We start from the raw sequence: 24,812 nt of genomic DNA on the forward strand, positions 1-24,812 counted from the left end.
TCGCATCCCTCCGGATGCTCAACACGACGCTCCAAACCCTGTTGAACCCTGCCCATCCGAAGCCCCGTTGCCGTTGCTTTGACTGATGGCGCAGGATTTCCGAATGCCATTGCCTTCAGGCTAGAGCCTTGTTTCAGAATGTGTTTTTAAACACGCACTAAAAAAGACAACGCTGTCAATCTAACGGCCTACCCCAGTTCAAAACTGAGGTAAGCTTGGGATTGAGGCAATGGCATTACAGAAATTCGATGCTGTTTCAGGCGAAACCGGAACACTGCCGGATTTTCGGCCCGAAACCGCGCATATGCAAGGTGGTGTCGAACGCGCCGTCAAGCTGCACCATCGGGCGCGTCCGCCTCCACTCTTTTTCAAGCATAATCTTAATCGATCCTCGTTTCACGAGGGTCGAACTATGCTCTGGAAGTCCAGATTACTTGATCTGGTCTTCCTTGTAGTAACCGCTGTCGATCAGAACCTGCTTCCAGTTCGACTTGTCGACGATAACCGGCTTCAGAAGATAGGCCGGTACGACCTTGACGCCATTGTTATAGGTCTTGGTATCGTTGACTTCCGGTTCCTTGCCGCTCATCAGCGCGTCGACCATATCGACGGTGACCTTGGCCAGTTCGCGGGTGTCCTTGAAGATCGTCGCGGTCTGTTCACCGGCGAGGATCGACTTGACCGAAGGCACTTCGGCGTCCTGACCGGAAACGACCGGCATCGGCATGTCGCCGCTGCCATAGCCGACGCCCTTCAGCGAAGACAGGATGCCGATGGAGATGCCGTCATAAGGCGACAGAACCGCATCGACGCGCTTGTCCGAATAGAAGGCGGACAGGATCGAGTCCATGCGTGCCTGAGCCGTCGCACCATCCCAACGCAGCGTTGCAACCTTGTCCATGCCGGTCTGGCCGCTGGCAACGACAACCTTGCCGCTGTCGATGTAAGGCTGGAATACGGACATGGCGCCGTTGTAGAAGAAGTAGGCGTTGTTATCGTCCGGCGAGCCGCCGAAGAGTTCGATATTGAACGGGCCCGGCTTGTTCTTGAGGTCCAGAGCCGTTTCAATCGACTGTGCCTGAAGCACGCCGACCTGGAAATTGTCAAAGGTCGCATAGTAATCGACATTCGGCGTATCGCGGATCAGGCGGTCATAAGCGATGACCTTGATGCCTGCATCATGCGCCTTGGCCAGCACGTCCGACAGCGTGGTGCCGTCGATGGACGCGACAACGAGAACCTTGGCGCCCTTGGTCACCATGTTTTCGATCTGCGCCAGCTGGTTCGGCACATCGTCTTCAGCATACTGAAGATCGGTCTGATAGCCGCGTTCCTTCAGAACCTTGACCATGTTGTCGCCATCCGCGATCCAGCGAGCCGACGACTTCGTCGGCATGGCGACTGCCACAAGACCTTTGTCTTCGGCGCGGGCGATGCCCGTGAAGGCAAGCGCGGCCATCGCGACTGCCAGGGTTAGAGTTTTCATGCCTGCCATTGTTACACTCCCAAAAATTGGGACAGACTTCTCCACGAAGCCTGCCGTTCTCCCAAACTCCCGCTCCCCGCCCAAATTGTTGGCCAGCAGTTTGCGGAATGCCTCCAAGACCATGCCCGAAACCGGACATGCCTAAACCCAAACAAATTACGCGCCTCCTTCAGCCCGCAATTGCCTCCCATGCCGCGACAGCGCGCCTGGCGCGCTCACGCACATCGGCAACCGTGAAACCAGCCTTGTAAAGGCTCGATCCGAGACCAAAACAGCTCACCCCTGCCGCGACATAGGTTGCGAAATCGCTTTCCGATACGCCGCCCACGGCGCCAAACGGAATATCCTTCGGCAGGACGGCGGAGACCGCCTTGATTCCGTCTGCGCCCAGCACACTGGCCGGAAAGAATTTCAGCGCCGATGCGCCTGCACGGATCGCCGAAAAGGCTTCCGTCGGCGTGAACACGCCTGGCATCGTCACCATGCCATGACCGCCCGCGCGGCGAATGACATCCGGCTCGACATTGGGGCTGACCATCAGCCTGCCGCCAACATCGTGCAGCCGGTCGACATCCTCGACGCTCAGCACTGTGCCAGCACCGATCAGCACATTGGCAGGCGCGAGCTTCGCAGCCTTGCCAATCGACACGAACGGATCGGGCGAATTGAGCGGGATCTCGATGGCTTCAAAGCCCGTCTCGATCAGCGCCTCGACGATTGCTTCGCTTTCCTCCGGACGAATGCCGCGCAGGATCGCGACCAGCGGATAGCGCAGTTTCGGCCATGCAACACGCGCGCTCATTGGGCACCTCCCGCAAAAGCGTGCTTTGCCGCCATGAACAGGCCGTCGCGCACCAGTTCGTCCGCCTCGACGCGCTTGACTGTCAGCCCGGCAATTTCAAGTGCGCTTGCATAAAGCCCGCCCATCATGCCGTCGGACAACAGCAGCACCTGTTGCGGCTTGCCGTAAAGCGTGCGCCCGCCTGCAACTTCCAGCCCGATCAACAGGCCGGAAAGCCGCGCCAGCTGGTCGGTCGGCTTGCGGTCATGCACAAGCCAGCCCGCGCGAACCGAAAACAGCGCATTGGCGATCAATTCCGGCGTTTCGAGCGAGGCTTTGACGCCCGCCGCAAAAGCCGCTCCAGCCGGATCGACTTCGCCAGCGCCTTCCAGCGCACCGGCCAGCACCGACTTGTCTTTCAAAAGCGCGAACAATTCGCCCGTCATGAAGGTCCGGTAATCGGCGAGACCACCATCGGCAATCCGCACCCATTTGGCATGGGTGCCGGGCATGACGACAACGGCATCATGCGTGCCCCCATGCACAAGACCGAGCAGTTTTGTCTCCTCGCCGCGCATGACGTCGGGAGCAGCTTCGTCCCGCCGCGCAACGCCCGGCAGCATGATGACGTGACGGCGTGCAGGCACGCGCACCGCAGCCTTCACAATGCCGTCCAGCCCGGCAGGCAGGCTCATATAGGGTGCTTCGATCCAGCCGGTCCGCGAACCGGCCATGCCGCAGATCACCACCGGCAGATCGGCAGGCGCGCCGAGCGTGGTCAGATGCCGTTCGAGCGTCGGCTCGAAACCGGCTTCCTTTGCCCGCAGCAAACCGTCATCGCCCCGGCTTTCACCCAGCACGGCACCGTCCGCATCCAGCGTCCAGAGCCGCAACCGGGTGGTGCCCCAGTCGGCGACAGCAGCAAACGGCTTTTTATCAACAGCCATTCCGGCGAGCCTCAGTGGTTGTCACGCGGCAGGCCGCGCGTATGCGCGATATCCTGATACTTGATCGCGTTTTCGAGAACCGCGCCAGTTTCCATCTGGCCGACAACGGCGCGCTGGATTTCCTGCCAAGGCGTCTGGCTTTCCGGATATTTGAAGCCGCCAGCGGCTTCCAGAGCCTTATGACGTTCGGCCAGTTCCTCATTCGAAATCAGAATATCAGCAGTGCCGCGACCAAGATCGATGCGCACGCGATCGCCGGTCTTGAGAATGGCCAGACCGCCGCCCGCAGCAGCTTCCGGCGAGGCATTGAGGATCGACGGCGAACCCGACGTGCCGGACTGACGACCGTCGCCAATGCATGGCAGCGAGCTGATGCCCTTCTTCAGGAGATAGTCCGGTGCGCGCATATTGACGACTTCCGCTGCGCCTGGATAGCCGATTGGGCCAGCGCCGCGCATGAACAGAACCGTATGCTCGTCGATTTCCAGCGACGGATCGTCGATGCGATGATGGTAATCTTCCGGTCCGTCGAACACGACCGCCTTGCCTTCAAAAGCATTCGGGTCCTTGCTGTCGGAGAGGTAGCGGTTGCGGAACTCATCCGAAATAACGCTGAGCTTCATGATCGCCGACGAGAAGAGATTGCCGCGCAGCACGCGGAAACCGGCATGCTTTTTCAGCGGCTGATCGTAGGTTTTGATAACATTGCTGTCTTCAATCGTGGCGTTCTTGCAGTTTTCGCCAATGGTCTTGCCGTTGACGGTCAGTGCATCCTCGTTGATGAGGCCCTGCCCCATCAGCTGATTGACGACCGCCGGCACGCCACCGGCATGGTAATAATCTTCACCAAGATATTCACCGGCTGGCTGGAGATTGACCAGAAGCGGGATTTCCTCACCGTATTTCTGCCAGTCGTCCACGGTCAGCTCAACGCCGACATGGCGGGCGAGCGCGTTCAGATGGATCGGCGCATTGGTCGAGCCGCCAATGGCGGAATTGACGCGGATGGCATTGACGAAAGCGTCCTTGGTTAGAACGTCCGAAGGCTTGAGATCTTCATAGACCATCTCGACGATACGGCGGCCCGTCAGATAGGCCACTTCCTGACGGTCACGATACGGCGCCGGAATAGCGGCGGAACCCGGAAGCTGCATGCCCAGCGCTTCGGCAAGCGAGTTCATCGTGGTTGCCGTGCCCATCGTGTTGCAATAGCCGGTCGACGGGGCCGAGGAAGCAACAAGCTTCACAAAGCCCTGATAGTCGATCTCGCCCTTGGCCAGAAGTTCGCGCGCCTTCCAGACGATGGTGCCCGAACCCGTGCGTTCGCCGCGGAACCAGCCATTGAGCATCGGGCCAACCGAAAGCGCAATCGCCGGAATATTGACGGTTGCAGCAGCCATGAGGCAGGCAGGCGTGGTCTTGTCGCAGCCAATCGTCAGCACAACGCCGTCGAGCGGATAGCCGTAAAGCACTTCCACGAGGCCGAGATAAGCAAGGTTGCGGTCCAGACCGGCGGTCGGGCGCTTGCCGGTTTCCTGGATCGGATGAACCGGAAATTCGATGACGATACCGCCTGCCTCACGCACGCCTTCGCGGACGCGATTGGCCAGTTCCAGATGGTGACGGTTGCAGGGCGACAGGTCCGAACCCGTCTGCGCGATGCCGATGATCGGACGGCCCGACTGCAATTCTTCCTGGCTCAGGCCGTAATTCATGTAGCGCTCGAGATAGAGCGCCGTCATGTCGACATTGTCAGGATTGTCGAACCATGCGCGCGAGCGGAACTTTGGCGTTTTCGGAGTGACGGGCTTGTTCATGTCTTTGTCCTGCTGGGTAAGAGGCCGCCTTGCGACAACCTCGTTTCCTAATCTTCGAAAGCTTCAACCGCGTGCCGCTTTCCGAACAGGAAGGCGTCGGCGACGTGGGTCAGCGGAGCGAGATCGACATCCGAACGCCCCTCACCAATCAATTGCACAAAATGCTTGTAAAGGCGCTGATATTCACGGTCGGGCTCGGCCATTTTTTCCGTGCCCGCAATGGTCAGGCGGCTGCCACCATGGCTGAGCAAAAGCGTGCCCTTGTCGGTTTCAACACGAATGTCCCAGGTCTGCGGCCCGGTCTGACGCCAATCCAGTTCAAATGAAACCGGAATGCCGCTTTCCGTCTGGAATTGAAGGTCAGCCGCAATCGGCGCTGCGCGATTTTCCGGGAAATAGAGGTCGGACTGCGTAAGGAAGAAGCGCTCCGGCAGAATATGCGTCACGATGGAAAGCGCATTGATGCCCGGATCGAACACGCCAAGCCCGCCCGGTTCCCAGATCCACTGCTGGCCGGGATGCCAATGGCGCACATCTTCCTTCCAGGCGACAGCGACCGAACGGATCACCGCGTCTTTCAGAAAATCACGGGCCGGTTCCACCGCTGCGGCTTCGCGCGAATGCCAGGTGGCATAAAGCGTCAAGCCTTCCGTCGTGGCCAGACGGTCCAGCGCCTGCACTTCGGAAATGGTCGCACCCGGAGGCTTTTCCAGCATCACATGCTTGCGGGCCTTCAGCGCGGCATAGGCCTGCGCGAAACGGCCCTGCGGTGGCGTGCACAACGACACGGCGTCGATGGCGACACCCGATGCCAACAGCTGATCGATATCCGTAAAAGACGGCACACTATCCAGCCCGGCATTGCGGCTGGCGACAGCGGCCAGCGCGATACCGTCCACCGCCTCGATGGACGGCAAATGCTGGTCGCGCGCGATCTTGCCAAGACCGACAATTGCTAAAGCGATGTTGGACGAAGCTGGCATCTTGCTACTCACAATGCGCTGACGGCGATTTTCTCCGCCGCAGCCTGTGCCTTTGTCGCCTCAGCGAGCTTGTTGACCAGCGGATAACGGAACGGCTTGGCCGAAATCTCGAACTGGTCGCCGGTTTGCGTCTTCACACCTTCCGAGAAGGACAGGGTCGCCGTGCCGAAGAAATGCACGTGAATATCGCCCGGGCGGCGGAACAGCTCGTATTTGAAATGATGGTGTTCCAGATTGGCGATGGTGTGCGACATGTTCGCTTCACCCGACAGGAACGGCTTTTCGAAGATCACCTCATTGCCGCGACGAATGCGCGAAACGCCTTCCACATGATCCGGCAGCGCGCCGACATAAAGCTCCGGTCCAAGCGACGCCTGACGCAGCTTGGAATGAGCGAGCCAGAGATAATTCTGCTTTTCGGTCACATGATCGGAAAATTCGTTGGCGAGGCAGAAGCCAAGGCGGTGCGGCTGACCATCCGGGCCGATCAGATAAATGCCTGCAAGCTCTGGCTCTTCACCGCCATCTTCGGCGAAGGAAGGAGAAACCAGTTCGCCGCCGGTCGCGACCAGCGCGGAACCATCACCCTTGTAGAACCATTCCGGCTGAACGCCGGTTTCGCCGGGCTTAGGCTTGCCGCCTTCGACGCCCATCAGGAACATGCGCATCGAATCGGTCGGCTTTTCGGCAGCCTGCGCCGCCTTGTGCATCTTGTCGCGACCATCGGCGGAACCAAGATGCGTGAGGCCAGTGCCTGCAACAATCAGGTGAGCCGGATCGGAATGGGTGATCGGCAGGCCTACGCGACCCGCAGCCAGCGCAGCGTCGATATCGACGGCTTCGCCCTTGCCACTGCGCTCTACCTGCTCCGCAAGGCTAATGCCCGCACCAATTGCCGCCCAGGCCAGTTCATAGGTCGTCGAAGCGCCTTTGACGATATGTGCCGCACCATCATCCCCGCATGCAGCCACACGCGTTTCACCGCCCGCATCGCGGAACTGTACCAGACGTAACATTGAACCTCCCTAACCGCGAAAATATCGCGGGCACTCCATACCGGCTGATTAAACGCATGCTAACGCTTTGCGGCAACTTCTATTATTAATATGACTATTTTGCCAAGACCTGCTTTGTCAAGCAAGCTGAACCGCCCCATACACAGACGGACGATATGAGGCGCCTATATAAGTAATGAACCATTTGATTTTACTTATATAATGGCAGAAATGCCTGTTTGTCGCAGCCAAAATTTATTGTGATCCAGCGAAAGACGCTTGCTATAAAGTAATATTATATGCTTCATAAACAGGAAGGCCGGGAGGGCCTTTTTATTGGGAGGAACAATCATGAAACGCAGTATCGCCGCCCTGTCGGCTGTCTTTTCGTTCGCCTTGATTTCAAGCGTGTCGGCGGCATCGCTGACGGTCGGCTTCTCGCAGATCGGCTCTGAATCGGGCTGGCGCGCCGCAGAGACAGCCCTGACCAAGCAGGAAGCTGAAAAGCGCGGATATACGCTGAAATTCGCCGATGCGCAGCAGAAGCAGGAAAACCAGATCAAGGCCGTGCGTGGCTTCATCGCACAGGGCGTGGATGCGATCCTGATCGCACCGGTCGTCTCGACCGGCTGGGACGCCGTCCTGAAGGAAGCCAAGGAAGCTGAAATTCCGGTCGTTCTGCTCGACCGCCAGATCGATTCCCCGGAAGATCTCTATCTCACCGCCGTGACTTCCGATCAGGTCCATGAAGGCAAGGTTGCCGGTGAGTGGCTGGTGAAGGACGTGGGCGACAAGTCCTGCAATGTGGTCGAACTTCAGGGCACGACCGGTTCGTCGCCTGCGATCAACCGCAAAAAGGGCTTTGAAGAAGCGATCAAGGGTCACGACAACATCAAGATTTCCCGTTCGCAGACCGGCGACTTTACCCGCACCAAGGGCAAGGAAGTCATGGAAAGCTTCATCAAGGCTGAAGGCGGCGGCAAGAACATCTGCGCTGTCTATGCCCATAATGACGACATGGCCGTCGGCGCCATTCAGGCGATCAAGGAAGCAGGCCTGAAGCCGGGCACCGACATCAAGATCGTGTCGATCGATTCCGTGCCTGATATCTTCCAGGCCATGGCCAATGGCGAAGCCAATGCCACCGTGGAGCTGACGCCGAACATGGCCGGTCCGGCTTTCGATGCGATTGAAGCCTTCAAGGCCAAGGGCACCGTTCCGCCGAAGTGGATCCAGACGGAATCCAAGCTTTATACGCAGGCTGACGATCCGAAGGCTGTGTACGAAGCCAAGAAGGGCCTCGGCTACTAATCTTCGTGTCATTCGGGCCGCCAGCTTTCGGCGGCCCGGGTTTCCCTTCGGCGCGGCCTGCTTCGGCTTGCTCCGGCGAAGGGTATCGTTGCAATTCGCAAACGGAAGACTGCCATGGCTCGCCCTGAAACAGGCGCTCAACAGGCGTCGGTTATACCGCTTCTCGAAGCTCGCTCGATCACCAAATCCTTTCTGGGCGTCACCGCACTTGACCATGTCGATTTCGCGCTGCGTCGCGGCGAAATCCATGCCTTACTCGGTGAAAACGGTGCGGGTAAATCCACACTCATCAAGATTTTGACCGGCGCCTATCATGGCTTTGACGGCTCGATCCTTCTTGACGGAGAGCCCATTGCGCCAGCCTCCGTGGCGGAGGCGCAGACGCTCGGCATCGGCACCGTCTATCAGGAAGTGAACCTGCTGGAGAACCTCACTGTCGCCGAAAACCTGTTTCTCGGACGCCAGCCGCGCCGTTTCGGCTTTGTCGATCGTCGGCGTATGGAAAAGGACGCAACCACCCTTCTCGCGCGCTACGGTCTCGGCATCGATGTCAGCGCGCCGCTCTCGGCCTACTCCGTCGCCATACGCCAGATCATCGCGATTGCACGCGCCGTCGATTTGTCGGGCAAGGTGCTTGTTCTTGACGAGCCGACCGCCAGCCTTGATGCGCGCGAAGTCGAAATGCTGTTCACCGTGCTGCGCCAGTTGAAGGCTGAAGGGCTCGGCATCATCGTCATCACGCATTTTCTGGATCAGGTCTATGCGATTGCCGATTGCGCCACCGTGCTGCGCAACGGTCGTCTGGTCGGCAGCCGCAACCTGTCGGAACTGCCGCGCACCGACCTCATCTCCATGATGCTCGGCCACCAGTTGCAGGAAACCGTGCGCCGTCAGCTGACCGAAGAGGTGAGCGACGACACGGTCGCGCCCATCCGCTTTTCTGGCTACGGCAAGAAAGGCAGCGTTGCCCCGTTCGATCTCGCCATCAAGCCCGGCGAAGCTGTCGGCATTGCAGGCCTGCTGGGTTCGGGCCGCACCGAAACCGCCCTTCTCATGTTTGGCGTCGATGAAGCCGATAGCGGCCAGCTCACCGTCGATGGCAAGGAGATAAAGCTGCCCTCACCCGTCGCGGCCATATCGGAGAGGTTCGCCTTCTGCCCGGAAGAACGCAAGACAGACGGCATCATCGGTGATTTTTCGGTGGCCGAAAATATTGCGCTTGCCGTGCAGGGCAAACGCGGCTGGTCAAAGCCGCTGTCTTCGCGTGAAAAGGCGGCGCTGGCCGACCGCTATATCAAGGCGCTCGATATCCGTCCGCCCGATCCGCACAAGCCGATCAAGTTTCTGTCCGGCGGCAACCAGCAAAAGGCCATTCTGGCGCGCTGGCTCGCCACCGATCCACGCCTTCTGATTCTCGATGAACCGACGCGCGGTATCGACATCGGGGCGCATGCCGAAATTCTCAAACTGATCGGCGAACTTTGCGGACAAGGCATGGCGCTTGTCATCATCTCGTCCGAATTCGAAGAACTGGCCGCCGTCGCCAATCGCGTGGTGGTTCTGTCGGACCGCCGCCATGTCGCGGAATTGCGGGGTGAAGAAATCACCGCCGACAATATCGTGCGCGCAATAGCAGAGACCGGCCCGAAAATCGCTTCTGCAAGCCAGAAGGAAGCCGCAGCATGATCGCCCGCATATCCAGAAAATTCAAAAGACTGGCGCCGCAGCTTGCAGCCCTCATTCTGATACTTGCCGCAAACACTATCATCTCGCCCGGCTTCCTTGATGTTTCGTTCCAGAATGGCCGCCTTTACGGCAGCCTGATCGACATTCTGGTGCGCGCGGCACCTGTCGCCATTCTGGCCGTCGGCATGACGCTGGTGATCGCTACACGCGGCATCGACCTTTCCGTCGGCGCGGTCATGGCGATCAGCGGCGCTTTCGCCGCATCGCTGATCGTCGCGGGCTATCCGCTCGCTATCGTCATTCCGGCTGCTCTCGGCGTCGGCCTGCTCTGTGGCCTGTGGAACGGCTTTCTGGTTGCCGTCTTCGATATACAGCCGATTATCGCAACCCTGATCCTCATGGTGGCCGGGCGCGGTATCGCCCAGCTCATCACTGAAGGCGCAATCCTCACCTTCAACAATGACGCCTTCGCCGCACTTGGTTCCGGCTCGTTTATCGGCATACCCATCCCGGTGCTGATCTGGATTCTGGCCGGGCTGGTCGTCGGCGTTGCAGTGCGCTCCAGCGCGCTCGGTTTTCTGATCGAGGCAACCGGCATCAATCGCCGCGCTGCCATGCTGGCGGGCGTCAAGGCACGCTTCCTGCTGTTCAGCGTTTATGCCGTTTCTGGCGTTGGCGCAGCGCTTGCAGGCTTGATCGCAACCGCCGACATTCGCGGCGCGGATGCCAACAATGCCGGTCTGTGGCTTGAACTCGATGCCATTCTGGCCGTTGTCATCGGTGGTACGTCACTCAATGGCGGGCGTTTCTCGATCACCGCCTCGCTGCTCGGCGCGCTCATCATCCAGTCGATCAACACCGGCATTCTGATGGCGGGCTTCCCGCCGGAATTCAACCTCATCATCAAGGCAGGCATCATCATCGTGGTGCTCACCTTCCAGTCGGCGGCCATCGTCAACCTGATCGGTTTCCTGCGCTCGCAGCGTAAGGGCGGCGCGGCCAATCGCACCCATCAGAACGCACAGCCCCGGCAAGAGGCCCGGCCTCAGCGAGGAGCAGGACAATGAGAATTCTTCGCAACCTGCCCTTTCTGACCACGGTGGCGATTTTCCTGATCGCCTATGCGATCTGCGCCGTGCAGTTCCCGAACATGCTGTCGACGCGAGTGATCGGCAATCTGTTGACCGACAATGCCTTTCTCGGCATTGCCGCCGTCGGCATGACCTTCGTCATTATTTCCGGCGGCATCGATCTCTCCGTTGGCTCGGTGATTGCCTTCACCAGCGTTTTCGTTGCGGTTCTCGTCGGCAAGCTCGGTGTGCATCCACTTGTGGCATTCGGGCTCGTTCTCATCATCGCCGCTCTTTTTGGCGCATGGATGGGCATGATGATCCATTATCTTGGCATCCCGCCTTTCGTCGCGACGCTGGCTGGCATGTTCCTCGCGCGCGGCGCGGCCTTCCTGATCTCGACGGAATCCGTGCCGATCTCACACCCTTTCATCGACACGTTGCAGGGGCTCTATTTCCGGCTGCCGGGCGGCGGCAGGCTGACATTCATCGCCATGCTGATGCTGGCTGTGTTTGTCGTCGGCGGCATTCTCGCCCACCGCACGCGCTTTGGCGCAAACATCTATGCGCTTGGCGGCAACCAGCAATCGGCAGAACTGATGGGCGTTCCCATCGGCCGCACAACCATCGGCATCTATACGATGTCAGGCGTGCTTTCCGGCCTCGCCGGTATCGTCTATACGCTCTATACCTCGTCCGGCTATTCGCTGGCGACGGTGGGCGTGGAACTGGATGCCATCGCATCGGTGGTCATCGGCGGAACGCTTCTGACCGGCGGCGCGGGACTGGTTGCGGGAACATTTGTCGGTATTCTGATACAGGGGCTGATACAGACCTATATTGTTTTCGACGGCACGCTGTCTTCCTGGTGGACGAAAATCGCAATCGGTATATTGCTGTTCCTGTTCATCGCCCTGCAACGAGGACTGTTGTGGTTCTCGGATCTCAGACTAGCGCGGCAACGCATGAAGGAGGCCTGAATTGGGATTGCTGGAAACGGCCATAACCGGACGCAAGCGGCATAACAGCCACGCTGTCGTCGTGGGGGAACTCGGGCGCGGCATTGTCGCGGGCACCATTCCCGAAGGTTCGATCCTGCCCGGTGACAACGAGTTGTCATTGCGCTTCGGCGTTTCCCGCACGGTCCTGCGCGAGGCGATGAAAACGCTTGCCGCCAAGCGCCTGATTGAACCCAAGGCCAAGGTCGGCACCCGCGTTCTGGGCCATGCCAGCTGGAACTTCTTCGATCCAGATGTTCTGACATGGCGCTTCGAGGCGGGCTTCGATGAAGTCTTTGTCGACCATCTGGCCGAAATGCGCATGGCGCTCGAACCAGCTGCCGCAGCCGCCGCAGCCGAGCGCGCCACCAGCGACGAAATCGTCGAACTCTATGCGCTCGCCGCGAAATTCGATAATCCGCAGCACACGCCGGAAACCATTGCCAAGGTCGACCTGGAATTCCATCTCGCGGTTGCGCGCATGTCCGGCAATCCGTTCATGCGCTCTGTCAGCGGGCTGATCGAGGCAGCACTTGCCGTGTCGTTCCAGCTTTCCTCACCAGCCGCATCGCGGGAAGGCATTGCCGAATGCGCGGCCAATCACCTGCGTATTGCGCATGCCATCGCATCCCGCGATCCGCAAAAGGCCCGCGCAGCAATGGAAAGCGTCATCAAACTTGGTGTGGAACGCATCCGCAACGTCATCTGACGAAGAAGCGGATAAAAATTACGCGGCGTTTGAAAGAAATCCGTCACGTCCTATAACTAGTGTGGGCTTAGTTATTCGCCGGAAAGAAATCGGATTCCTTCCGCCCATTTCATACGAGGTGCACCCGCACCATACTCACGACAGGGTTTTTCATGTCTTATCTTGCCGCTTCCGACCGCTACGACAAGGCCAATTTCCGCCGTGTCGGGCGCAGTGGTCTCGTCCTGCCTGCCATTTCGCTCGGCCTCTGGCACAATTTCGGAGACGGAATTCCGCTCGACCGTCAGAAGGCGCTGCTGTTCAAGGCCTTCGATCTTGGCATCACCCATTTCGATCTTGCCAATAATTACGGCCCGCCTCCCGGCTCGGCAGAACGCAATTTCGGCCAGATCCTGAAAAGCGACCTTGGCCGTTATCGTGACGAGCTGATCATCTCCAGCAAGGCTGGCTGGGAAATGTGGTCCGGCCCCTATGGACGTGGCGGCGGCTCGCGCAAGGCAATCCTTGCAAGCCTCGACCAGAGCCTGTCACGTCTCGGCCTCGACTATGTGGATATTTTCTATTCGCACCGTTTCGATGCCAATACGCCGCTGGAAGAAACGGCTGGCGCGCTGGCCAGCGCTGTCGAACAGGGCAAGGCGCTTTATGTCGGCATTTCGTCCTATTCGGCTGGCAAGACGCGTGAAATCGCCAAGATTCTGGCAGCGCGCAACGTGCCGCTTCTGATCCACCAACCGTCTTACAATCTGTTCAACCGCTGGATCGAAAAGGATCTGCTGTCGACGACCGACGATGTCGGCGCCGGTGTCATAGCCTTCACGCCGCTGGCGCAGGGTCTGCTGACCAATCGCTACCTCAACGGCATTCCGGCGGATGCGCGCATCAACCAGCCGGGCAACAAATCGTTGCGCCCGGTGCATCTGAGCGACGACAATATCGAGCGCGCCCGCAGCCTCAACGAAATCGCCAAGAAGCGCGGGCAGAGCCTCGCCCAGATGGCGCTGGCCTGGGTGCTGCGTGATCCGCGTGTCACCTCCGCGCTGATCGGCGCAAGCTCGCCGGAGCAGATCGTTGAAAACGTCAAGGCGCTGGACAATCTCTCCTTCTCGGCAGACGAGCTGATAGAGATCGACAAATATGCGGTCGAAGGCGGCGTGAACCTTTGGGAAAAGCCTGCCAACGACGAAGCGGTGTGATCACCCACCATTCGAAGAAAAGCCCGGTTGTAACCGGGCTTTTTTGTTATTCGACCTTCAAGTCAAAAGCGGGATTGCTGCGCAGCGTATTGCTGACGGTGCAGATTTCTTCGGCCAGTTCGGCGATGTGTCGCTTCTCTTCGGCTGAAAGATCACCATCGAAGTGAAATGCGATATGGAACCGCTCGATGCTTGACGGGCTTTCATGTGTCTTGTCGCCCTTAACCTCAACACGAACATCGGCCAGCTTTTCGCGCAAACCAAGCTTGCCTGCAGCAATGCGTGCGCTCAGCGCCATGCAGGCGGCGACCGATGCATAAAGCAGATCAAGCGGGTTAAAACCCGGCTGGCTCACACTCGTCACCAGCTCGACCTTGCCGCCTGTTGGTGTGGTGATCACCGGCAACTGGCCTTCCGGCATTTCGGCAACCGCACCCGTCTCGCGGGTTCTGACCTTGAGCTCGCTCATGACTTTCCTCGTTCAGCCGGAGACTTTCACATAGTCGACAGCTCGCGCCAGCCAGCAACTGACCGAAGCCTCGATAATATCGCCCTTGTCATTGCGACGGAAGACAAGCTTCCATTCGCCCGGCGACGGCGCATCCATCGAACGTTGCACCGGCATAAGCCAGACATCGGCACCCACGGCATAAAGCGGATACATGTCGCTTTTGCCGAGAAACCCTTCGAACGCACCGTAGATCGCGCCGCCTTCGGCCACAAGAAGCAAGTCCGCATCAAGCTCTTCATTGCGGAAACGCCCAAGAATGTCGCGCCTGGCCTCGCCCGTCACACGGCTCATGGTGAGGAACAGGTTTTCATCCGCGCGCGCGAGATGGATCGTATCGCCCTCGCGGCGGATCGTGGTCATGGAGGAACGCGCCTCGTCCTTGCTCACTACATCCATCACTTCCGGGCCGGTCCCGAAACGCGCTTTCATGCGACCGCGCCCGGCATCCTCAAGGCTGAGCACCAGACCGGTTTCAGCGTCGAGCCACGACCCGAACCAGCCCGCATCGGCTTCGACCCGTTCCGGTTCCGGCGATGGCACACCGAGCGCAAGCTTCATCAGCTTGGCCGCGAGATCAGAAGCTCCGCCTTCGAAATTGAACATGGCGATGGTGGAAATCCGCTCATCGGCGCAATGCCAGCGCTGGCAGCGCCAACCGCGTAGCGCGCCGCCATGGCCGGTGAGCCGCTTGCCGCCCACTTCCTCGAATTTGAGGCCGAAGCCGTAAGGCGCTGCCGCGCCATCGCTGAAAACCTGCGGCCCGCTCAGACGGCGATAAAGGCCGTTCTCGTCATCGCGCGTTGCATCGATGAACTGTTCCCAGGCGATCATGTCGTCCAGCGACGCGCAAATTCCCGCATCGCCCATCCAGTGGATGCGGTTGGTGGCAGGCAGGAAGCCGCGCACCGTATCGCCTTCATAGCCGGTGCATTCGGTGAATTGCGCCGTATCGGTGATCTGCTCCGCCGTCTTCATGCCAGCCGGTTTGAAAATCCGCTCCGACAGAAGATCGACCAGTGAGCGGCCCGTATGGGCTTCGATCAAATCCGCCAGAATGCGGAAATTGCCATTGCTGTAGGAATAATGACTGCCCGGCGCAAAATGCGTCGTCTTCAGGCGTTTCAGCAGCGATTGTGCATCTTCGGCCAGAAACACACCTTCCGGGTCGCCGCCGCAAAGCACCGTCAACGCCCAGTAATCGCGCAGGCCCGACTGGTTGTTGCACAGGGTGCGCAGGCTCGGACGCTCATCCTCGAAACCGGCGAGATAGGCGGCCAGCGCGTCGTCCAGCACTTCCGGCTCGCCGACGCTGTCGAGAAGCACCCCACAGGTAAACTGCTTGCTGACCGAGCAGATCGGCATCCGCGTTTGCGCCGTCATCGGCTGGCGCGCACGCAGATCGGCAAAACCCCAGGCATGGCTGAGGACGACTTCGCCGTCCTTGACGACGGCGACGATACCGCCGGGGCCTTTATAGTTCTGCGGGATGGTGTCTACGAAAGCGCGAAGGGCAGGAAGATCAAGATGCGGCATGATGGGTCTCGGACGACTCGGATGAAAATCAACAGCCGTCACGAGGCATCATTTCAGCCGATCAATCAAGGCCATAGCCGCATGCGGATTATGCGCCTTATAGCCGCTGATAACATAGAGATAAACATCGCGCGCCACGCCGTCATCCACGGCAGGTTCGATGGTGCGCAGACCGCCCGGGGCCTTTCCGGCGGCAATCGCCTTGGCCCTTGTCGCCCATTGATCAAGCTCGGCTTCGCTATAGCCGAGCGGCTCGCCTTCCTTGGTTCCCATGATCCGCAGATAGGCGAAAGGGGCTGCCAGATCGGCAAATTGCGGAAAGGCGCTATCACCGGCAATGACGGCTGCAACACCATATTCCCGCAACAGCGCGGTGAACTCGGGCGAATTGAAACTGTCGTGGCGCACTTCCACCGCATGGCGCAGGTCGCGTCCGTCAAGACGCTTTGGCAAAAGCTTGAGAAAGGCTTCGAAATCCACCGGATCGAATTTCTTCGTTCCCATGAACTGCCAGTTGACGACGCCAAGCTTCTCCTTCAGCTCCATCACGCCGCCGGTCAGAAAGCGCTCAATGCTTTCGCCAGCTTCGGCCAGCACGCGGCGATTGGTCGAAAAACGTGGCGCTTTCAGTGAAAAGACAAAGCCGTCTGGTGTTTCGTCATGCCACTTGGCGAAGGTCGTCGGCTTTTGCGGGCCGTAATAGGTGGAATTGATCTCGATCGAGGTCAGCTTGCTCGACGCATATTCCAGCTGACGCTTCTTCGCGAGCTTCTCCGGATAAAAGCTTTCGTCCCACGGCTCGAATGCCCAGCCGCCAATGCCGACATGAATTTTGCCAGAGTTTGCTTGCGCCATCTTGTCCTCCCGACATGAGATCATCTGTTTTGCTCATCATGTTTAGTCTGTATTCACGCCGGGGGCTATGCTGTTATGCATATGTTTGACCGGGAGGGGCCGAACAATATCAACTGCGTGTGGTGCATCCAAAGGGCCCTACGGTTCGCCCCGCCATCCAAAGAAGAGACGAACAATCGTCCGAGATTTGAGAGTGAGGAAATGCATCAGATGACCAGCAAACCCAATACGCGTACCGGGGGCCAGATATTGGTGGACGCGTTGCGCATTCACGGCGTGGACCGTGTTTTCTGCGTTCCCGGAGAAAGCTATCTCGCCGCGCTCGACGCTTTTCACGACGTACCGGATGAAATCGATCTGATCGTCTGCCGTCAGGAAGGCGGCGCTGCCTATATGGCTGACGCCCATGGCAAACTGACCGGCAAGCCCGGCATCTGTTTCGTCACGCGCGGACCGGGCGCAACCAACGCCTCCGTCGGCGTGCACACTGCCTTTCAGGATTCCACGCCGATGCTCCTGTTCATCGGTCAGGTGGCCAGCGACCAGGTGGAGCGCGAAGCCTTTCAGGAAGTCGATTACCGCCGCATGTTCGGCCAGATGGCCAAATGGGTCGTGCAGATCGACGATGCCGCCCGCATTCCAGAACTCGTCAGCCAGGCCTTTCATCGCGCCGTCAACGGACGCCCCGGCCCGGTTGTGATTGCCCTGCCGGAAGACATGCTGACATCCTATGCCGCCGTCAGCGATGCCCCGGCCTACAAAAAGGTCGAGATGCATCCGGGTCAGGACCAGTTGCAGGACATGGTGCAGCTGATCGAAAAGGCTGAACGCCCGCTGATGATCGTCGGCGGTGGCGGCTGGGATCAGGACGCGGTGCGCGACCTGCGCACATTCGCCGAAAACATGCATCTGCCGGTGGCCGCTTCCTTCCGCTGTCAGGACATGTTCGACAACACCCATCCGCTTTATGCCGGCGAAATGGGCACGTCGATCAGCCCGAAGCTGGCGCAGCGCGTGCGCGACAGCGACCTTCTCGTGGTCATCGGCGCGCGGCTCGGCGAAATGACCACGCAAGGCTATGAGCTTGTCAGCATTCCGGTGCCGCAACAGAAGCTCATCCACATCCATCCGGGTGCTGAAGAGCTGGGCCGTGTCTATCACGCCGATCTGCCGATCAATGCCAGCATGCCGGCTTTTGCCCGCGCTGCATCGAAGCTTGCCCCCATTGCCGCTCCACGCAGCAAGGCATGGGCCGAAACGGCCAACGCCGATTATCGCGATAATATGAAAACGCCGGTCATACCGGGCGCGGTGCAGATGGGCGAGATCATGGAATGGCTGCGCGCACATCTGCCTGCCGATTCCATCATCACCAATGGCGCTGGCAATTATTCCGCCTGGCCGCATCGCTTTTACCAATACCGCACCTATCGCAGCCAATTGGCGCCCACCAACGGCTCCATGGGCTATGGCGTCCCGGCTGCGGTATCGGCCAAGCTGGCCGCACCGGAGCGGACCGTTGTGGCTTTTGCCGGTGACGGCTGCTTCCTGATGAACGGTCAGGAACTGGCGACCGCCGCGCAATATAATGCCAAGGCGATTTTCGTGGTGGTCAATAACGGCATGTACGGAACCATCCGCATGCATCAGGAGCGCACCTATCCGGGTCGCGTTTCCGGCACGGGCCTTGCCAATCCGGATTTCGCCGCTCTTGCACGCGCCTATGGCCTGCATGGTGAAACGGTCGAAGCGACAGCCGATTTTGCAGCCGCTTTCGAGCGCTGCGAACAATCCGGCAAACCTGCTTTGATCGAAATCCGCATCGATCCGGAAGCGCTTTCGCCAAAAATGTCGCTCAGCCAGATGCGGGAACAAGGCCTCGCGAAACAGAAGTAATCCAAAGCCCCGGTTCGTCCGGGGCTTTTCCTTTGTTACCTACAACTTTTGTCGCACTGGCAAACTTTCCAGCTGGACTCCGCTTTAAAAGCCCCGCATACCCACTTTACGTTGCGTAAAGTGGAGGGGGACCATGAACACGCTTAGTCTATCCATTATTTTGTTTGGTTGCATCGCGCTCGCCGTGGCATGTTTTATCGCCTTTACCGGCGTCAATCTCTGACGTCAGGGCCACGCCAATCACGGCTGCAAAAGGCTTTCGCCCAGAAAATCGCTTGAGAATTCCCGCACGGCGCGAACCATGAAATCGCTGATGACGCGGATACGCGGCGCTGCCATGACGTCGACATGGCAGCTCATCCAGTATTCGCGCACCAGATGCATGTCGCGGGGCAGAACTGGCACCAGTTCAGGATGTTTGCTGGCGATAAAGAAGGGAAGCACACACAGGCCATAGCTGGTCTGTGTGGCGAGGAGTTGCGCGTGAATGCTGGAGCTTTGATAGGTGCAGCGCTGGCCGGGCAGAATCTCGCGCATATAGTCCAGCCCCGGTGTAAACACCATGTCCTCGATATAGCCGATGAAGGGATGGCGGGCCAAATCCTCTTTGCTGCGGATTGGCGGATGCCGGGCCAGATAGTCGCGGTGCCCGTAGATAAACAGCCGGTAGGATGTGAGTTTGTCGCTGTGATAAGGCCCGTTGCGCGGCATGTGCAGCGTGATCGACAGTTCTGCCTCGCGGCGCGACAGCGACATGATCTGCTGGATCGTCACCACTTCCACGAACAGGCTCGGATAGGATTGCGCCAGCACCGGCAGGCGATCAGCCAGAAAGAAATTGCCGAAGCCTTCAAGCGTCGAAAGACGCACGACACCCGACAGCGCCGCCAGATTGCCGGTGGCCTCGGTCTGGAACTTCATGGCCTCGCGTTCCATGACTTCCGCAGGCTCGACCAGACGTTCCCCCATTGGCGTCAGCAAATAACCACGCGGGTTGCGCTCAAATAATTTGGTCGCCAGCGCCTGCTCCAGCCGGTCGATGCGGCGCAGCACCGTTACATGGCTGGTGCGCAATTGCCGCGCTGCGGTTGAGAGCTGTCCCGTGCGCGCAACGGCCAGAAAATATTGCAGATCGTCCCATGTAAACTGCCGCATGCCTGGCTCCCAAAAGACTGCCCGCATTTCTTCAAACGCATCTGTACATTTCTGAACAGACGCTGTTCAAAAATTGTTGTTCTTGTACGCATTTGTCAATGCTACCGTTCGAATTGAAAGCCCGAATGGAGGAACAAATCGGGCGGAAGCATAAAGACGACTGGTCTGAGGAGGCCAATTGTCCCGCCTGTAACAAGGCCGCTTCACTGGAGGATACCGTTCGATTTTATCGAGGGGTTAAGGGAATTATTGGGAGGAGTATTTTATGAAGCGTCTTGCGATCGCAACGGCAGCACTGCTGGCTGCAACGGCCATATCTTCGGCAGCTGAAATTTCCGATGGTAAAGTCAAGATCGGTATTTTGAACGACCAGTCGGGCGTCTATGCCGACTTCGGCGGCAAATGGTCTTATGAGGCCGCCAAAATGGCCGCCGAGGATTTCGGCGGCAAGGTGCTCGATGCGCCGATTGAAATCATCACCGCCGACCACCAGAACAAGCCTGACGTCGCGTCAAACATCGCGCGCCAGTGGTACGACACAGAACAGGTCGATTCCATCATGGAACTGACGACCTCCTCCGTCGGCCTTGCCGTACAGGCATTGTCGAAGGACAAGAAGAAGATCACTATCAATACGGGTGCCGCCACGTCGGAACTGACCGGCAAGCAGTGCACGCCTTACGGGTTCCATTGGGCCTATGACACCCACGCGCTTGCGGTTGGCACCGGCGGTTCGCTCGTGCAGCAAGGCGGCGATACATGGTTCTTCCTGACCGCCGATTACGCTTTCGGCTATTCGCTGGAAGAACAGACCACGAAGTTTGTGGAATCGAAGGGCGGCAAGGTGCTGGGCTCTGTCCGCCATCCGCTATCCACTACGGATTACTCCTCATTCCTGCTGCAGGCGCAGTCTTCCGGCGCGAAGGTTGTCGGTCTCGCCAATGCGGGTCTCGATACCTCCAACGCGATCAAGCAGGCCGCGGAATTCGGTATTGTCGCAGGCGGACAGCGCCTCGCCGCCCTGCTCTTCACCCTGTCGGAAGTGCACGGTCTCGGCCTCGAAGCCGCACAGGGCCTGACCCTGACCGAAGGCTTCTACTGGGATCGCGATGATGAATCGCGCGCATTCGGCAAGCGCTTCTTCGACCGCACCGGCCGTATGCCGAACATGATCCAGGCAGGCACCTACTCCGCCGTCACGCAATATCTGAAGGCGATCAAGGAAGCGGGTACGGACGAAACCGAAGCCGTCGCCAAGAAGCTGCATGAAATGCCGGTTGAAGACGTCTTTGCCCGTCACGGCAAGGTCGGCCCCAACGGACGCATGATCTACGACATGTATCTGATGGAAGTGAAGAAGCCGGATGAAAGCAAGGCCCCTTGGGATTACTATAAGGTGCTGGCCACGATCCCCGGCGATCAGGCTTATATGAAGCCGGAAGAAAGCGGCTGTCCATTGGTAAAGCAGTAAGAGGCTGATTGGATGGAAGCTTCGACTGTGAGAGATACGGCTCTGCGTGAGGCAGGGCCGTCTGGTTCGGACAATTCGCGGCAGGGTTCTGGGCGTCATGTTTTGTCGGCGCGGGGACTAGGTAAGTCGTTTGGCGGCTTTTACGCGGTGAAGAATGTCGATCTTGATGTGGAACATGCCCGTGTTCATGCGCTGATCGGCCCGAACGGGGCTGGCAAGACGACGGTGTTCAATCTCCTGACCAAGTTTTTGCAGCCGACAAGCGGCGAGATCACGCTTCTGGGCGAAACGATCACCAAAACCGATCCGGCCAAAGTGGCGCGGATGGGGCTGGTGCGCTCGTTCCAGATTTCGGCCACCTTCCCGCATCTGACTGTGCTGGAAAACGTCAAGGTGGCGTTGCAGCGCCCGAATGGCCTTGCCACGCAGTTCTGGCGCGCGCTCTCGGCGCTGGATCGGCTGGACGCGCAGGCAATCGAGCTTCTGGAACGCGTCGGCCTTGCCGATGCCCGTCATGCACTGGCTGCCGATCTCTCCTATGGCCGCAAGCGCGCGCTGGAAATCGCCACCACACTGGCGCTCGATCCGAAAGTGCTGCTGCTCGATGAGCCGATGGCCGGCATGGGCCATGAAGACGTCCACACCATTGCAGCCCTCATTGCCGATGTCGCGAAGGATCGCGCCGTTTTGATGGTGGAACACAATCTCAAGGTGGTGGCCGATATCGCCCACCATGTCACGGTGCTGCAACGCGGCGAGATCCTCGCCTCCGGCAGCTATGCCGACGTCTCGAAGGACGAGCGCGTGCGCACCGCCTATATGGGAACCGAACATGAATAAAGGCCAACCGCTCCTGTCCGTGCGCGGACTGAATGCCTGGTATGGCGAAAGCCATGCCCTGCATGGCGTCGATCTCGACATCTGGCCGGGCGAAACCATCACGCTTCTGGGCCGCAACGGCGTCGGCAAGACGACAACCTTGCGCGCCATCATGGGCATCATCCGCAAGCGCACCGGCACGATCACGCTGGACGGTCGGGATATCATGCGCGTGCCCTTGCACCGCATTGCCCATGCGGGTCTGGGCTTCGTACCGGAAGAACGCGGCATCTTCGCCACGCTCAGCGTGCATGAGAACCTGTTGCTGCCGCCGGTCGTCGCAAAAGGCGAGCAGAGCCTGATGTCATTGGACGAGATTTACGCGCTTTTCCCGAACCTGCATGAACGGCGCAACAGCCCGGGCACCAAACTGTCGGGCGGCGAACAGCAGATGCTGGCCATTGCGCGCATCCTGCGCACCGGCGTGAAGGTGCTGCTGCTGGACGAGCCGACCGAAGGTCTGGCGCCTGTCATCGTGCAGCGCATCGGCGATGTGCTGGTGGAACTGAAGAAGCGCGGCATGACCATCCTGCTGGTCGAGCAGAACTTCCGCTTTGCCGCCAAGGTCGCAGACCGCTTCTATCTCATGGATCATGGCGTGGTGACGGAGAACTTCCCGACCGCCGAGCTGCCCGACCGCATGGCAGCCCTGAACGAAGCCTTGGGAGTCTGACATGACAATGATCTTCGGTATTCCCCTGCAGGCGCTTCTCGGGCAGTTACTGGTTGGCCTCATCAATGGCTCGTTCTACGCCATGCTGAGCCTTGGCCTTGCCATCATCTTCGGGCTGTTGCGCATCATCAATTTTGCCCATGGCGCACAATATATGCTGGGCGCTTTTGTCGGCTATCTGCTGTTGAGCTGGCTTGGCATCGGCTATTGGCCAGCGCTTGTTCTGGCTCCGATCATCGTCGGTCTCGGCGGGGCGATCGTCGAGCGCGTGGCGCTGTCACGGCTTTATAATCTCGATCCGCTCTATGGCCTGCTCTTCACCTTCGGCCTGGCGCTCGTGATCGAAGGCACGTTCCGCTATTATTATGGCGCTGCCGGACAGCCCTATGCGGTGCCGCCATCGCTTGCTGGCGGGCATAATCTCGGCTTCATGTTCCTGCCGAACTATCGCGCCTGGGTGGTCGTGGCCTCGCTGATCATCTGCCTTGGCACCTGGCTTCTGATCGAAAAGACCAAGCTTGGCGCTTATTTGCGCGCCGCCACCGAAAACCCAACACTGGTCAAAGCCTTCGGCATCAATGTGCCGCTGCTTCTCACCTTCACCTATGCGCTGGGTGCGGGTCTTGCAGGCGTTGCCGGCATCATGGCGGCCCCGATCTATCAGGTCAGCCCGCTGATGGGCTCCAACATCATCATCGTGGTTTTTGCCGTGGTGGTTGTCGGCGGCATGGGATCGATCCTCGGCGCCATCATCACCGGCTATGTGCTGGGGCTGGCCGAAGGGCTCACCAAGGTCTTCTATCCGGAAGCCTCCAGCATCGTCATCTTCGTTATCATGGCTATCGTTCTTCTGGTGCGACCCGCCGGACTGTTCGGGAAGGAGGCCTGATATGGCTGATACCGCTCTTAAAGCAACGGCTGCAAGCCATGGTGCTGCTTCATCCCGCAAGCCTGCGATCAACAGCCTGTCGGCCATAATCCTCGTCATCGCCATCGTCGCACTGGCCGCCGCACCCTTCGTGGTCTATCCGATCTTCCTGATGAAGATGCTGTGCTTTGCGCTGTTTGCCTCTGCCTTCAATCTGCTGCTTGGCTATACCGGCATTCTCTCGTTCGGCCATGCGGCCTTCTTCGGGGGCGCGGCCTATATCACCGCGCATACGGTGAAGGAATGGGGCGTGACGCCGGAAGTGGGGCTGATCCTCGGCGTTCTTGCCGCTGCAGCGCTTGGCCTCGTCATCGGCTATCTGGCCATTCGCCGTCAGGGCATCTATTCGACCATGATCACGCTTGCGCTGTCGCAGATGTTCTTCTTCTTCTGCCTGCAGGCGGCCTTCACCCATGGCGAGGACGGCTTGCAGGGCGTGCCGCGCGGATATCTGTTCGGCTTCATTGATCTCAACAACCAGATGAACATGTATTACTTTGTGCTGGCCGTGTTCGTGCTTGGGGTCTTCGCCATCTGGCGCATCACCAACTCGCCCTTCGGCATGATCCTGAAATCGGTGCGCGAGAACGAAAACCGCGCCATATCGCTCGGCTATTCCGTCAATCAGTACAAGCTGGCCGCATTCGTCATGTCGGCAGGCCTTGCGGGCCTTGCAGGCGGCATGAAGGCACTCGTCTTCCAGTTTGCAACGCTGACCGATGTCGGCTGGCAGATGTCGGGCGAGGTCATCCTGATGACGCTGCTTGGCGGCATCGGCACGCTGATCGGACCCATCGTCGGCGCCGCCTTCGTCGTCGCCCTCCAGAACTATCTCGCAACATCCGACTTCCCAGTCACAATCGTCACCGGCCTCATCTTCATGGCATGCGTCATCCTCTTCCGTAAAGGTATCGTCGGAGAGTTCTATGCCT

At 59.2% G+C, this 24,812-nt stretch carries 22 protein-coding genes; 12 read left to right on the forward strand and 10 right to left on the reverse strand.

Features of this window, described 5'->3' with window-relative positions; all coding sequences use genetic code 11:
• Window positions 1-430: 430 nt before the first annotated feature.
• The 6 genes from chvE to araD1 all read right to left on the reverse strand — a co-directional run bounded on the left by chvE (window position 431) and on the right by araD1 (window position 7,030).
• Window positions 431-1,495, reverse strand: coding sequence for a multiple monosaccharide ABC transporter substrate-binding protein (chvE, locus tag ACTJKP_RS04860; RefSeq protein WP_078338846.1), 1,065 nt, complete (start codon window positions 1,493-1,495; stop codon window positions 431-433).
• 160 nt (window positions 1,496-1,655) lie between these two features.
• The gene (locus tag ACTJKP_RS04865; protein ID WP_440629857.1) at window positions 1,656-2,288 is read right to left on the reverse strand and encodes a 2-dehydro-3-deoxy-6-phosphogalactonate aldolase; all 633 of its coding nucleotides are present in this window, start codon (window positions 2,286-2,288) and stop codon (window positions 1,656-1,658) included.
• Window positions 2,285-3,214, reverse strand: a complete 930-nt coding sequence (locus ACTJKP_RS04870; protein ID WP_440629858.1) for a 2-dehydro-3-deoxygalactonokinase — start codon at window positions 3,212-3,214, stop codon at window positions 2,285-2,287. The genes ACTJKP_RS04865 and ACTJKP_RS04870 overlap by 4 nt, the downstream gene beginning before the upstream one ends.
• Window positions 3,215-3,225: 11 nt before the next feature.
• Window positions 3,226-5,031 (reverse strand): IlvD/Edd family dehydratase, encoded by a 1,806-nt coding sequence (locus tag ACTJKP_RS04875; RefSeq protein WP_138785434.1) that lies wholly within the window; start codon window positions 5,029-5,031, stop codon window positions 3,226-3,228.
• Window positions 5,032-5,078: 47 nt separating this feature from the next.
• Window positions 5,079-6,014, reverse strand: coding sequence for a Gfo/Idh/MocA family protein (locus ACTJKP_RS04880; protein WP_440629859.1), 936 nt, complete (start codon window positions 6,012-6,014; stop codon window positions 5,079-5,081).
• 8 nt (window positions 6,015-6,022) lie between these two features.
• Window positions 6,023-7,030, reverse strand: a complete 1,008-nt coding sequence (gene araD1 / locus ACTJKP_RS04885; RefSeq protein ID WP_440629860.1) for an AraD1 family protein — start codon at window positions 7,028-7,030, stop codon at window positions 6,023-6,025.
• Between the two features lie 330 nt (window positions 7,031-7,360).
• On the opposite strand from araD1, the gene ytfQ reads away from it, so the two are divergent.
• The 6 genes from ytfQ (at window position 7,361) to mgrA (ending at window position 13,979) form a co-directional block, all read left to right on the forward strand.
• Window positions 7,361-8,320 carry a galactofuranose ABC transporter, galactofuranose-binding protein YtfQ gene (ytfQ, locus tag ACTJKP_RS04890; RefSeq protein WP_078338851.1) on the forward strand — a complete coding sequence of 320 codons (960 nt, stop codon included), beginning with the start codon at window positions 7,361-7,363 and terminating at the stop codon, window positions 8,318-8,320.
• Window positions 8,321-8,434: 114 nt separating this feature from the next.
• Window positions 8,435-10,006, forward strand: a complete 1,572-nt coding sequence (locus ACTJKP_RS04895) for a sugar ABC transporter ATP-binding protein (RefSeq protein ID WP_440629861.1) — start codon at window positions 8,435-8,437, stop codon at window positions 10,004-10,006.
• On the forward strand, window positions 10,003-11,073 hold the full coding sequence (locus tag ACTJKP_RS04900) for an ABC transporter permease (protein WP_440629862.1): 1,071 nt from the start codon (window positions 10,003-10,005) through the stop codon (window positions 11,071-11,073). The genes ACTJKP_RS04895 and ACTJKP_RS04900 overlap by 4 nt, the downstream gene beginning before the upstream one ends.
• Complete coding sequence (gene yjfF, locus ACTJKP_RS04905; RefSeq protein WP_440629863.1) at window positions 11,070-12,056, forward strand: galactofuranose ABC transporter, permease protein YjfF; 987 nt, start codon at window positions 11,070-11,072, stop codon at window positions 12,054-12,056. The genes ACTJKP_RS04900 and yjfF overlap by 4 nt, the downstream gene beginning before the upstream one ends.
• A 1-nt stretch (window position 12,057) precedes the next feature.
• A complete protein-coding gene (locus tag ACTJKP_RS04910; RefSeq protein WP_078338854.1) occupies window positions 12,058-12,783 on the forward strand; it encodes a FadR/GntR family transcriptional regulator in 726 nt (241 codons plus the stop codon).
• Window positions 12,784-12,935: 152 nt separating this feature from the next.
• Window positions 12,936-13,979, forward strand: coding sequence for an L-glyceraldehyde 3-phosphate reductase (gene mgrA, locus ACTJKP_RS04915; RefSeq protein WP_440629864.1), 1,044 nt, complete (start codon window positions 12,936-12,938; stop codon window positions 13,977-13,979).
• Window positions 13,980-14,025: 46 nt separating this feature from the next.
• On the opposite strand, the gene ACTJKP_RS04920 is transcribed toward mgrA, so the two are convergent.
• Genes ACTJKP_RS04920 through ACTJKP_RS04930 form a run of 3 tightly spaced genes read right to left on the reverse strand, consistent with a single transcriptional unit; the run spans window position 14,026 to window position 16,878 of the window.
• On the reverse strand, window positions 14,026-14,448 hold the full coding sequence (locus ACTJKP_RS04920) for an OsmC family protein (protein ID WP_440629865.1): 423 nt from the start codon (window positions 14,446-14,448) through the stop codon (window positions 14,026-14,028).
• A gap of 12 nt (window positions 14,449-14,460) precedes the next feature.
• Complete coding sequence (locus ACTJKP_RS04925) at window positions 14,461-16,023, reverse strand: D-aminopeptidase (protein WP_440629866.1); 1,563 nt, start codon at window positions 16,021-16,023, stop codon at window positions 14,461-14,463.
• A 48-nt stretch (window positions 16,024-16,071) separates the two neighbouring features.
• Window positions 16,072-16,878, reverse strand: a complete 807-nt coding sequence (locus ACTJKP_RS04930; RefSeq protein ID WP_440629867.1) for a DUF72 domain-containing protein — start codon at window positions 16,876-16,878, stop codon at window positions 16,072-16,074.
• 210 nt (window positions 16,879-17,088) lie between these two features.
• Between ACTJKP_RS04930 and ACTJKP_RS04935 the strand changes: the two genes are divergently transcribed.
• A complete protein-coding gene (locus tag ACTJKP_RS04935) occupies window positions 17,089-18,774 on the forward strand; it encodes a thiamine pyrophosphate-binding protein (protein ID WP_078338884.1) in 1,686 nt (561 codons plus the stop codon).
• A 240-nt stretch (window positions 18,775-19,014) separates the two neighbouring features.
• Here the strand turns inward: ACTJKP_RS04935 and ACTJKP_RS04940 are convergent, their stop codons facing one another.
• A complete protein-coding gene (locus ACTJKP_RS04940) occupies window positions 19,015-19,929 on the reverse strand; it encodes a LysR family transcriptional regulator (RefSeq protein ID WP_440629868.1) in 915 nt (304 codons plus the stop codon).
• Window positions 19,930-20,194: 265 nt separating this feature from the next.
• Here ACTJKP_RS04940 and ACTJKP_RS04945 point away from each other — a divergent pair, with 265 nt between their 5' ends.
• The 5 genes from ACTJKP_RS04945 to ACTJKP_RS04965 all read left to right on the forward strand — a co-directional run.
• Window positions 20,195-21,400 (forward strand): ABC transporter substrate-binding protein, encoded by a 1,206-nt coding sequence (locus tag ACTJKP_RS04945; protein ID WP_078338859.1) that lies wholly within the window; start codon window positions 20,195-20,197, stop codon window positions 21,398-21,400.
• 12 nt (window positions 21,401-21,412) lie between these two features.
• Entirely contained in the window at window positions 21,413-22,240 is an 828-nt protein-coding gene (locus ACTJKP_RS04950) for an ABC transporter ATP-binding protein (RefSeq protein ID WP_440629869.1), read from the forward strand.
• Window positions 22,233-22,952 (forward strand): ABC transporter ATP-binding protein, encoded by a 720-nt coding sequence (locus ACTJKP_RS04955; protein WP_078341354.1) that lies wholly within the window; start codon window positions 22,233-22,235, stop codon window positions 22,950-22,952. The genes ACTJKP_RS04950 and ACTJKP_RS04955 overlap by 8 nt, the downstream gene beginning before the upstream one ends.
• Before the next feature lies 1 nt (window position 22,953).
• Window positions 22,954-23,841 carry a branched-chain amino acid ABC transporter permease gene (locus ACTJKP_RS04960; protein ID WP_078341355.1) on the forward strand — a complete coding sequence of 296 codons (888 nt, stop codon included), beginning with the start codon at window positions 22,954-22,956 and terminating at the stop codon, window positions 23,839-23,841.
• Between the two features lies 1 nt (window position 23,842).
• On the forward strand, window positions 23,843-24,812 hold a 970-nt coding region (locus ACTJKP_RS04965; protein WP_440629870.1), incomplete at its 3' end, for a branched-chain amino acid ABC transporter permease.

Origin of the sequence: Brucella sp. 22210 (assembly GCF_052045675.1) — a bacterium.
GTDB lineage: Bacteria > Pseudomonadota > Alphaproteobacteria > Rhizobiales > Rhizobiaceae > Brucella.

What these genes read in the sequence shown, in the direction of transcription:
- chvE (WP_078338846.1), bottom strand. Translation starts at nt 1,495, where the DNA reads ATGGCAGGCATGAAAACTCTAACCCTGGCAGTCGCGATGGCCGCGCTT.
- ACTJKP_RS04865 (WP_440629857.1), bottom strand. Translation starts at nt 2,288, where the DNA reads ATGAGCGCGCGTGTTGCATGGCCGAAACTGCGCTATCCGCTGGTCGCG.
- ACTJKP_RS04870 (WP_440629858.1), bottom strand. Translation starts at nt 3,214, where the DNA reads ATGGCTGTTGATAAAAAGCCGTTTGCTGCTGTCGCCGACTGGGGCACC.
- ACTJKP_RS04875 (WP_138785434.1), bottom strand. Translation starts at nt 5,031, where the DNA reads ATGAACAAGCCCGTCACTCCGAAAACGCCAAAGTTCCGCTCGCGCGCA.
- ACTJKP_RS04880 (WP_440629859.1), bottom strand. Translation starts at nt 6,014, where the DNA reads ATGCCAGCTTCGTCCAACATCGCTTTAGCAATTGTCGGTCTTGGCAAG.
- araD1 (WP_440629860.1), bottom strand. Translation starts at nt 7,030, where the DNA reads ATGTTACGTCTGGTACAGTTCCGCGATGCGGGCGGTGAAACGCGTGTG.
- ytfQ (WP_078338851.1), top strand. Translation starts at nt 7,361, where the DNA reads ATGAAACGCAGTATCGCCGCCCTGTCGGCTGTCTTTTCGTTCGCCTTG.
- ACTJKP_RS04895 (WP_440629861.1), top strand. Translation starts at nt 8,435, where the DNA reads ATGGCTCGCCCTGAAACAGGCGCTCAACAGGCGTCGGTTATACCGCTT.
- ACTJKP_RS04900 (WP_440629862.1), top strand. Translation starts at nt 10,003, where the DNA reads ATGATCGCCCGCATATCCAGAAAATTCAAAAGACTGGCGCCGCAGCTT.
- yjfF (WP_440629863.1), top strand. Translation starts at nt 11,070, where the DNA reads ATGAGAATTCTTCGCAACCTGCCCTTTCTGACCACGGTGGCGATTTTC.
- mgrA (WP_440629864.1), top strand. Translation starts at nt 12,936, where the DNA reads ATGTCTTATCTTGCCGCTTCCGACCGCTACGACAAGGCCAATTTCCGC.
- ACTJKP_RS04920 (WP_440629865.1), bottom strand. Translation starts at nt 14,448, where the DNA reads ATGAGCGAGCTCAAGGTCAGAACCCGCGAGACGGGTGCGGTTGCCGAA.
- ACTJKP_RS04925 (WP_440629866.1), bottom strand. Translation starts at nt 16,023, where the DNA reads ATGCCGCATCTTGATCTTCCTGCCCTTCGCGCTTTCGTAGACACCATC.
- ACTJKP_RS04930 (WP_440629867.1), bottom strand. Translation starts at nt 16,878, where the DNA reads ATGGCGCAAGCAAACTCTGGCAAAATTCATGTCGGCATTGGCGGCTGG.
- ACTJKP_RS04935 (WP_078338884.1), top strand. Translation starts at nt 17,089, where the DNA reads ATGACCAGCAAACCCAATACGCGTACCGGGGGCCAGATATTGGTGGAC.
- ACTJKP_RS04940 (WP_440629868.1), bottom strand. Translation starts at nt 19,929, where the DNA reads ATGCGGCAGTTTACATGGGACGATCTGCAATATTTTCTGGCCGTTGCG.
- ACTJKP_RS04945 (WP_078338859.1), top strand. Translation starts at nt 20,195, where the DNA reads ATGAAGCGTCTTGCGATCGCAACGGCAGCACTGCTGGCTGCAACGGCC.
- ACTJKP_RS04950 (WP_440629869.1), top strand. Translation starts at nt 21,413, where the DNA reads ATGGAAGCTTCGACTGTGAGAGATACGGCTCTGCGTGAGGCAGGGCCG.
- ACTJKP_RS04955 (WP_078341354.1), top strand. Translation starts at nt 22,233, where the DNA reads ATGAATAAAGGCCAACCGCTCCTGTCCGTGCGCGGACTGAATGCCTGG.
- ACTJKP_RS04960 (WP_078341355.1), top strand. Translation starts at nt 22,954, where the DNA reads ATGACAATGATCTTCGGTATTCCCCTGCAGGCGCTTCTCGGGCAGTTA.